This window comes from Humitalea rosea, from assembly GCF_003253705.1.
Taxonomy (GTDB): domain Bacteria; phylum Pseudomonadota; class Alphaproteobacteria; order Acetobacterales; family Acetobacteraceae; genus Humitalea; species Humitalea rosea.
The window spans coordinates 234,466-242,341 of the sequence record NZ_QKYU01000003.1 but is presented as its reverse complement, the minus strand read 5'-3'; the positions used below and the strand labels follow the sequence as shown (position 1 = coordinate 242,341).

Genomic DNA, 7,876 nt, shown 5'->3' with positions numbered 1-7,876 from the left:
ATCGAGCCGCTGGTCGCCATCGGCGCGACGCAGCCGCACCGTCCCTATGACTTCCGCCCGCCGCCAGACCCCAGGCCCGAGCGGCGGATCAACGACCCCTGGCGTATCGCCATGAAGGCCAAGCTGGAGACCGACGATGGCAAAGCCCGCTACGCCAGACGCCAGCAATCGGTCGAGCCGGTGTTCGGCATCATCAAGAGCGTCATGGGCTTCACCCGCTTTCGCCTCCGCGGCCTGAAGAAGGTCGCCGCCGAATGGGGACTGGTCGCGCTCGCCTATAACTGCCGCAGGCTGCATCGCCTGATGCAGCCATGAACCCACCCAGACCCGACCAGGCAACCACATCCATGACGTGAATCCGACAGGCTGCTAGGCCACGGCTCACTCCGAACGCAGCAGGGAAATCGAGTCCATGTGGTTGTGCTTGGTCACCACGCGCCCGGCCTCGACGATGGCGATCTCCGACAGCGGCAGGAAGGTGTGCTGGTCATCGGGGTTGTCGCTGCGGGTCAGCTTGATGCGGTCGCCGTCCAGATGGTCGACGGTGCCGACATGGTTCCCGCAGGAGCCGACGACTTCCATGTGTTCCTTGATGCGGCTGCGATCGAGCATGAGCTCGTCTCCTTCTGTTCGGGACGCGAGGCTGCGTCCCCGCCCCTCAAACGCGGCAGGCGGCGGCGGGATGCATCGGGATCGCGCTCACCGTGCCACCGCGATCCGATGGATCAGGATATGGGTCAGCGATTCATAGGGGGCCGAGGAGATCGCGATCTGGCCGCGGAAGGGCTGGTCCATCAGGAAGACGAAGCCGATCAGCGCCCCGATCCCCGCCGCCTGGATCGCCAGCATGACCATGACGTGCCGCTGCGGCTCATACAGCGGGCCGGTCGCCACCAGCAGCAGCACCAGCAGCCCGATCAGGATCCAGAACTGCCGCGGCAGGCCGAGGCGGGCGGCGTGCAGCCGGTCCTCGCGCGCCGAATCGAGCCCGTCCACCTGTTGCAGCAGATCGGTCGCGAGCGAGGGCGGGGCGGTGGTGGCGGCGGCATAGACCGCCTCCTCCAGCACATCGGCAAGCCGGCGCGTCGCGGGATCGGCGCCGCGTTCGGCCATGGCGGGGAATTCCACCGTGATGATGCTGTGCAGATAGGCCGCAAGCTCCGCCCGGATCGCCAGACCGGGCTCCCCCAGCCGTTCGGCCAGGCGCGCGAGCCCCGCCACCGCCGATACCTCGGCATGGACCAGGCGGCTCGCGTCATCAGCCTGGGTGCGGGCCTGCACCGCGCAGAAGGCCAGGGTGAGGGTCAGCGCCGCCATCACCGAACCGGTCGTCCGCAGCGCCACATCCAACTGCCCCGGCAGGCCGCGCGAGCGCACCAGGGGCGAGAGGAAGCGGCAGGCCAGCGCCGCGAGGCCAGCGGTGCCGATGGTGAAGAGGGCGTAAACCACCCCGCTCGGCAGGGCATAGAGCAGGTTCAGGACGGGCGTCGCATGCCCGGGGGCGAAGGCGTTCGGGAACATGGGCGCAAGGGTCCGGGCTGTCGCGCGGCAGACTGCGCCCCGAGGCTTAACGGATCGTTCCGGCCCTCACCTTGGCGTGAGCCGGCCGGTCGGCGGCTATCCCCTCGAACCTCACATGTTACGGTGAGGCATGCAGCACCCGGCCGCCAGCTGATGGGACGCCTCGACCCCCCGGTGCCGCTGCCGCGCGATGCCCCGCTCTCCGCCCCGCCCGCCATGGCCGCCGGCGACCCCGCGCCGCATGTCGCGCGGGGGCATCTGCTGTGCCGGCGGCAGCGCTTCCGCAGCGCCGAGGCCGCCTTCCGCCAGGCCCTGGCCCTCGGCAGCCGCGACGCCACGATCCTGGAGGGCATGGCCCAGATCGCCAGCGCGGGCGGCGCCTTCCACCTCGCCGCCCTCGCCTTCGAGGCCGCGGCCAAGCGCATGGGCCCGCGCCGCGAGCCGCTGCTGGCCATGGCCGCGGCGGCCTATACGAAGCTCGGCTGGCAGGATGCCGCCTTGGCGCGGCTTGCCGGGCTGGCCCGCCCGCTGCCGGCGTGGTGGGCCGCGATCGAGAACCGGGCCAGCGCCCTGAAGGCCGCGCAGGACAGGCGCATCCGCCATTTGCTGCCGCTGGCGCGCCAGGGCTCGCTCAATGCCGGGGCCGGGCGGGAATTGCTGCTCGGGCTGGTCACGACCGGGCGGATGCGCGCGGCCCCCCGCCTCGCCCAACGGCTGCGGGAGGTCTTCCCCGATGACCCGGGCCTCGCCGAGGCCGAGGCCGAGGTGGCGCTGCGCAGCCACGGGCCGGAGGCGGCGCTGGCGCTGCTGGAGCGCGGCCCCGGCCGGGCCGACACGCGCCCGGAGGCCGCCGGCCTCGCCGCCCGCCTGTCGATGGAGGCGGGCGATCCCGTGGCGGCGGCGGCGGTGCTGGACGCCTTGCCGCGTGAGCTTTGGACCGCCGCGACCTGGACCCAGGCCTGCCGCCTGCGCAGCGTCGCCGAGGATGGGCCGGGGCTGATCGCGCTGGCCAGGGCGTGGATGCGGCGCCCCAACCGGGCCTTCGACAGCACCGCCGCCTGCTTCCTGCTGGATGGGCTGTTGCTGGCCGGGCGCGTGGCGCTGCTGGAACCGGCCGGGACGGAGCACCTGCCGGGCCCCGGCTGCGGCGTGATGCAGTTCTGGGACAGCCCGGTGCCGCCGGCGGATGTGGCGGAGGTGATGGCAAGCTGGGCCAGGATGAACCCCGGCCTGCCGCATACCGTGCTGGACCTCGCCCGCGCCCGTGCCTTCATCGCCGCCGAGCATGGCGAGGCCGCGCTGCGCTGCTTCGACGGCTGCCGCCATGCGGCGATGAAATCGGACTACCTGCGGCTGCTCTGGCTGTTCACCCACGGCGGGCTCTATGCCGATTCCGACGACCGCTGCATCGCGCCGGTGGCCCCCCTGCTCGACGCCTTGCGGCGGAGCGAGGTGGTGGTGGTGCTGGCGACGCTGTCGCCGGCCTATCTGAACAATTGCCTGATCGGCGCGCGGCCGCGCTCGGCGATCCTGGGGGCGGCCATCGCCGAGGTCACGGCGCGGCTGCGGGAGGCCGATGGCGCGGCCATCGACATCTGGAACGGCACCGGGCCGGGGCTGCTGACCCGCCACGTGGTCGCCGCGCTGGCCGAGGCCGCGACGCCCGAGGCCGCCCGGGCCGCGGCGACGGTGCTGCGTGCCGAGCAGTTGCAGGCGTTCACGCGCAACGAGCCTGGCCTTGCCTACAAGATGACGCCCGCGGGCAACTGGCGCCTGGCCTGAGCGGCAGGCAACCCGGCGGCAGGCACCCGGCGGCAGCCCGGGCGTCTCGCGGATGGGAGCGCGCATGGCTCCGCGAGGGGAGGCCGATCCTGCCCCGTGGCGACACGGCCAAATACACCGGCACGTAGGAACGCAAGGCCGAGCGCAGGGCCTGGGCCACCGTGAACAAGCAGGATGGCGGGGGAAGAAGAGCGGCTCGGGACGCAAGAAGGAGTCCTGAGCTAATCCGTCGTGCGGGTGATGCGGATCTCCAGCTTCTTGATGCGGTGCCACAGGCTGCGTTCGGTGATGCCGAGCAGTTCCGCCGCCCTGGCCTGCACCCCGCCGGTCGTCCGCAGAGCCTCGGTCAGCAGCGCGCGTTCGATGCGCGCGAGTTCGGCCTCCAGGTTCACCGCGCCCCCCGCCGCCTGCCCCAGCGCCACCCCCTGGCCGATCGGCGGCCTACGCTCGAACAGATAAGGCGGCAGGTCCGTCACCTCGACGCCGGTGCCCCGCGCCACGATCACCGCGCGCTCGACGCAGTTCTGCAATTCGCGGATGTTGCCGGGCCAGGCATAGGCGGTCATCGCCGCCAGCGCGGCGCGGCTGAACCCGTCCAGCCGCTTGCCCATGGACGCCGCATGGCGCTTCAGGAAATGCAGCGCCAGGACCTCCAGATCACCGATCCGATCGCGCAGCACCGGCACCTGGATGGGGAAGACGTTGAGGCGGTAGTACAGATCCTCGCGGAAGGCGCCCTGCTCCACGCGCCGGCGCAGGTCCTGGTGGGTTGCCGCGATGAAGCGGATGTCCACCGTCACGGTGCGGCTGCTTCCCACCGGCTCGAAGGTCTGCTCCTGCACCGCGCGCAGCACCTTGGCCTGCAGGGCCAGCGGCATGTCGCCGATCTCGTCCAGGAACAGCGTCCCGCCATCGGCCACGGCGAAACGCCCCTGCCGCGCCGCGACGGCGCCGGAGAAGGCGCCCTTCACATGGCCGAACAACTCGCTCTCCAGCAACGCCTCGGGGATCGCCGCGCAGTTCAGCGCGACGAAGGGCTTGTGCCGCCGCGGGCTGTTGCGGTGGATGGCGCGCGCCACAAGCTCCTTGCCGGTGCCGCTTTCGCCCTGCAGCAGCACGGTGGCGCGGCTCGCGCAGACCTCCGCCACGCCCTGCAACACCGCCTGGAACGGCGGGCTGGTGCCGATCAGGCTGCCGAAATCATAGTTCTGCTCAAGCTCCTGCCGCAGCCGGGCATTTTCCGCCTCGGCTTCCTGCAGCTTGAGGGCGCGGCCGATCGTGGCCACGACATCCTCCATCTCGAAGGGCTTGGAGATGTAGTCGAAGGCGCCGTCCTGCACCAAGGCGACGGCATCGCGCACCGAGGCATAGGCGGTCATCACGATGACCGGCAGTTCCGGCCGCGCGGCCTGCAGCCGTTGCAGCAGCGCGCGCCCATCCATCCCCGGCATGCGCAGGTCGGTGAGCACGAGGGAGGGGTTGCCCTCGTCCAGCCAGGCGAGGGCCTTGGCCGCGCTGTCGACGAAATGCGTCGCGAAACCGCGTTGCCGCAGGGCGACCGCGATCACCTCGGCCAGCCTCGCCTCGTCGTCGATGATCAGGATCGGGCGTGGCATGGCTCAGATCCGCGCATGTGCGGGCAGCCGCAGGGTGAAGGTGGCGCCCTGGCCGGGCGTGCTCTGGCACACCACGCTGCCGCCATGGCTCTCGACCACATCCAGCACGCGCGCAAGGCCGAGGCCGGTGCCGTGCGGCTTGTCGGTCACGAAGGGGTCGAACATGCGGTCGCGGATGGCAGGGTCCACGCCGCCGCCGCTGTCGGCGATGGAGACCACGACCTCCTCGCCCTCGCGCGCCACCGCCACGGTCAGCCGCCCGCCACCCGGCATCGCATCCATGGCGTTGATGACCACGTTCAGGAAGGCCTGGTGCAGCGCCGCCGGATCGCCCTGCACGATGGTGTCCGTGGCCGGCGCCAGCAGCAGCGGCACGATCTGCCGCGCCGCTAGTTCCGGGCCGACGAAATCCAGCACGCGGTCCATCTCCTCCCCCAGATCCACCGGGATGCGGATGGTCTCCTTCGGCCGGACGTAATCCAGCAGGTCCTGCACCAGCCCGTCGATCCGTCGCACCTCGTCGATGACGAAGCCGATCAGCCGGTCCTTGTCGGCCGGCACCGCGCCGCGCATGCCGATCACCTCCACCGAGGTCTTGATGATGCCGAGCGGGTTGCGGATTTCATGCGCGATCACCGCCGCCGCCTCGCCCAGTGCCGCGAAACGCTCCCGCCTGTGCATCAGCGCCTCACGCTGCCGCAGCGCGTTGAGCTGTTCGGCCATGGCGTTGAAGCCGCCCGCCAGTTCCAGCAATTCGCGGCTGCCCCCGCCCTCGATCCGCGCCGCGTAATCGCCATCGCCGACGCGGCGCAGGCCCTGCGTCAGCGCCTGCAACGGGCTCGACAACAAGCGCGAGACCACGAGCGCCACAAGCGTCGAGATCAGCCCGGCGCCGAGCGCCAGCATGACGAACAATTCCTGCGTGCGGATATGCGACAAGGGCGAGATGTCGCTCGGCAGGCGGCTGGCGACGATGCCGACGAGCTGGCCGGAGGCGCTGCGCAGCGCCGCGAAGCCGCTGGCCAGCGTGTCGCCGGTGGCGACCTTCTCCACCATGCTGTCGGTGCCGGCGGCCATGCGCTCCAGCACGCTGCGCGGCACCAGCCAGGGCTCCATGCCGGGCGTGCGGAGATGCACGGCGCGGCCGCCGGAGACGGTGAAGGCCCGCACCTGCAGCGCCGCGCTGGCGCCGGGCAGGTCGATGATGATGCGGTCCCAGCGGTCGCCGATGAAGACGAACAGCGCCTCGCCATTGGAGACGAACCGCCGCGCCGCGCCCAGCAGCAGCGAGGGGCGCCCGGCCTCCGACACCAGGAAGAAGCCCGAGGCATCTTCGCGCGGCAGCCAGTCGCCCGGCGCCGCCTCGCCGCGCCAATAGATGACGTGGCCGGTCGCGTCATACACCGCCACCACCTCGTAGCCCGCCAGCGCCAGAAGCTCCGCCGACAGGTCCATGGCGGTGCTGCCGCCCTGCGCCGTGTCGATGGTCAGGCTGGTGGCGACGATGCCGGCGGCGCGTTCGGAATCCTCCGTCTCCTCGATGGCGCGCGCCGCGACGAAGCGCGCGGCATCGCCCAGCCAGCGTTCCATGTTCTCGTGGAACAGACCGGAGATGAGCTGTGCCGCGACCAGGCTCGCCACCAGCACCGGGACGATGCTGACCGACAGGAAGGCCATCACCAATTGCCACCGCAGCGGCATGGCCCGCAGCCCCGCGACCGTCCGCGCGACCGTCCGCGCGACCAGTCCGGCGGCCCGCCCGGCCGCCCGCCTGGCGAGGCCGCAAGGGCGCCTCACGCAGCCCCGGCCATGCGCCGCGCGGCCCGCAGATCGGGGTCCCAGCGGTCGAAGCCGAGCCAGGGGGATGCGGCGCGCAGCAGGGGTTGCGCCGGGCCCCAGCGCAGCCGGGCGAAATTCGTCGAGCCCACAAGGCGGCAGCCGAGCCGGAGCTTCTCGGCATAGGCGGTCTGGCCGAATTGCAGGAGCGGCCGGCCGGTGGCGAGGGCGAAGCGAACGTTCTCCATCCAGCTCACTCCATACAGATTGTGCTCGCGCCCCAGCGGGTAGGCCATGCCCAGGAACTTGTCGATCACGCGATCCGCCTGCAGCAGCAGCAGGTTGAAGGCGGCGAGGCGTTCGCCCACCCAGTAGAGCACCAGATGCGCGCGGCCCGCCGCATCCCGCGTGACGGCATCGAAATAGCCCGGCGGCAGATCCTCGAAATCGCCATAGCGCAGCCGGCTGTTCTGCTGGGTGCTGCGGTAGAGCGCCTCGATCGCCGCGCTCAGCCCCTCGGTGCTGTCGCGATGTTCGATGCGCAGCACCGCCCGGCTGCGCTGCTTGCGCCGCAGATCCTTGCGCGTGGCGGCGGAGAGACTTTGCAGGTAGGCGGCCTCGTCCATCCCGGACAGGTCCAGCACGGCGACCGGCAGGCTCGGCACGGTGGCATGCCCCGCTTCGCGCAGCAGGGGCGCCAGCCACTTGGCCTCTGGCGCCGCCAGATCCTTGACGGCGAGGACGCTGGCGCCGCTGGCCTTCGCCTCCTGCTCCAGCAGCTTCAGCAGGGCAGCGACGGCATGGCGGCGCGCGCCGTCCGCAAGGCCGGGGCGCAGCGCCACCGGGCAGCGTTCCGTCAGCGCCGAGCCGACGCCCAGCATGCGCCACTCCAGCAGGCCGGGCAGCAGCCGCTCCAGCCCGCCCGCCAGCCGCGCCAGGCGGCCTTGCAGCGGCGTATTCAGCCGGTAGGCCAGGCGGAACAGCGGCACGGCCAGCACCAGCCCGGCCGCGTCGAACACCGCCGCCGCCATGGGCCGCGCCGGGGGACCCGACGCGGCCTCGCAGGCGCGGTGATAGCGCCAGCCTTCGGCCTCATCCGGCAGGCAGGCGGCCCATGCGGCTTCCGGCAGGGCGGCAAGGCCCGGCAGCAGCACCGCGCGCAGGCCCGCATCCGGCGTCAT

General features: G+C 71.9%; 7 protein-coding genes. 2 read left to right on the top strand and 5 right to left on the bottom strand.

Annotation, left to right across the window (positions count from 1 at the left end):
• On the top strand, positions 1-315 hold a 315-nt coding region (locus C8P66_RS04290; RefSeq protein ID WP_158537089.1), incomplete at its 5' end, for a transposase.
• 66 nt (positions 316-381) lie between these two features.
• Here the strand turns inward: C8P66_RS04290 and C8P66_RS04285 are convergent.
• Positions 382-612 (bottom strand): DUF2171 domain-containing protein, encoded by a 231-nt coding sequence (locus C8P66_RS04285; protein ID WP_111396904.1) that lies wholly within the window; start codon positions 610-612, stop codon positions 382-384.
• Between the two features lie 87 nt (positions 613-699).
• Positions 700-1,521 carry a bestrophin-like domain gene (locus tag C8P66_RS04280; RefSeq protein ID WP_111396903.1) on the bottom strand — a complete coding sequence of 274 codons (822 nt, stop codon included), beginning with the start codon at positions 1,519-1,521 and terminating at the stop codon, positions 700-702.
• 153 nt (positions 1,522-1,674) lie between these two features.
• Here C8P66_RS04280 and C8P66_RS04275 point away from each other — a divergent pair, with 153 nt between their 5' ends.
• The gene (locus tag C8P66_RS04275; RefSeq protein ID WP_111396902.1) at positions 1,675-3,303 is read left to right on the top strand and encodes a glycosyltransferase family 32 protein; all 1,629 of its coding nucleotides are present in this window, start codon (positions 1,675-1,677) and stop codon (positions 3,301-3,303) included.
• Between the two features lie 221 nt (positions 3,304-3,524).
• Here the strand turns inward: C8P66_RS04275 and C8P66_RS04265 are convergent, their stop codons facing one another.
• The 3 genes from C8P66_RS04265 to C8P66_RS04255 are packed head-to-tail and all read right to left on the bottom strand — an operon-like array spanning position 3,525 to position 7,876.
• A complete protein-coding gene (locus tag C8P66_RS04265) occupies positions 3,525-4,919 on the bottom strand; it encodes a sigma-54-dependent transcriptional regulator (protein WP_111396901.1) in 1,395 nt (464 codons plus the stop codon).
• A gap of 3 nt (positions 4,920-4,922) precedes the next feature.
• On the bottom strand, positions 4,923-6,716 hold the full coding sequence (locus C8P66_RS04260) for a sensor histidine kinase (protein WP_111396900.1): 1,794 nt from the start codon (positions 6,714-6,716) through the stop codon (positions 4,923-4,925).
• Entirely contained in the window at positions 6,713-7,876 is a 1,164-nt protein-coding gene (locus tag C8P66_RS04255; protein ID WP_111396899.1) for a GNAT family N-acetyltransferase, read from the bottom strand. Before C8P66_RS04255 ends, C8P66_RS04260 begins: the two co-directional genes overlap by 4 nt.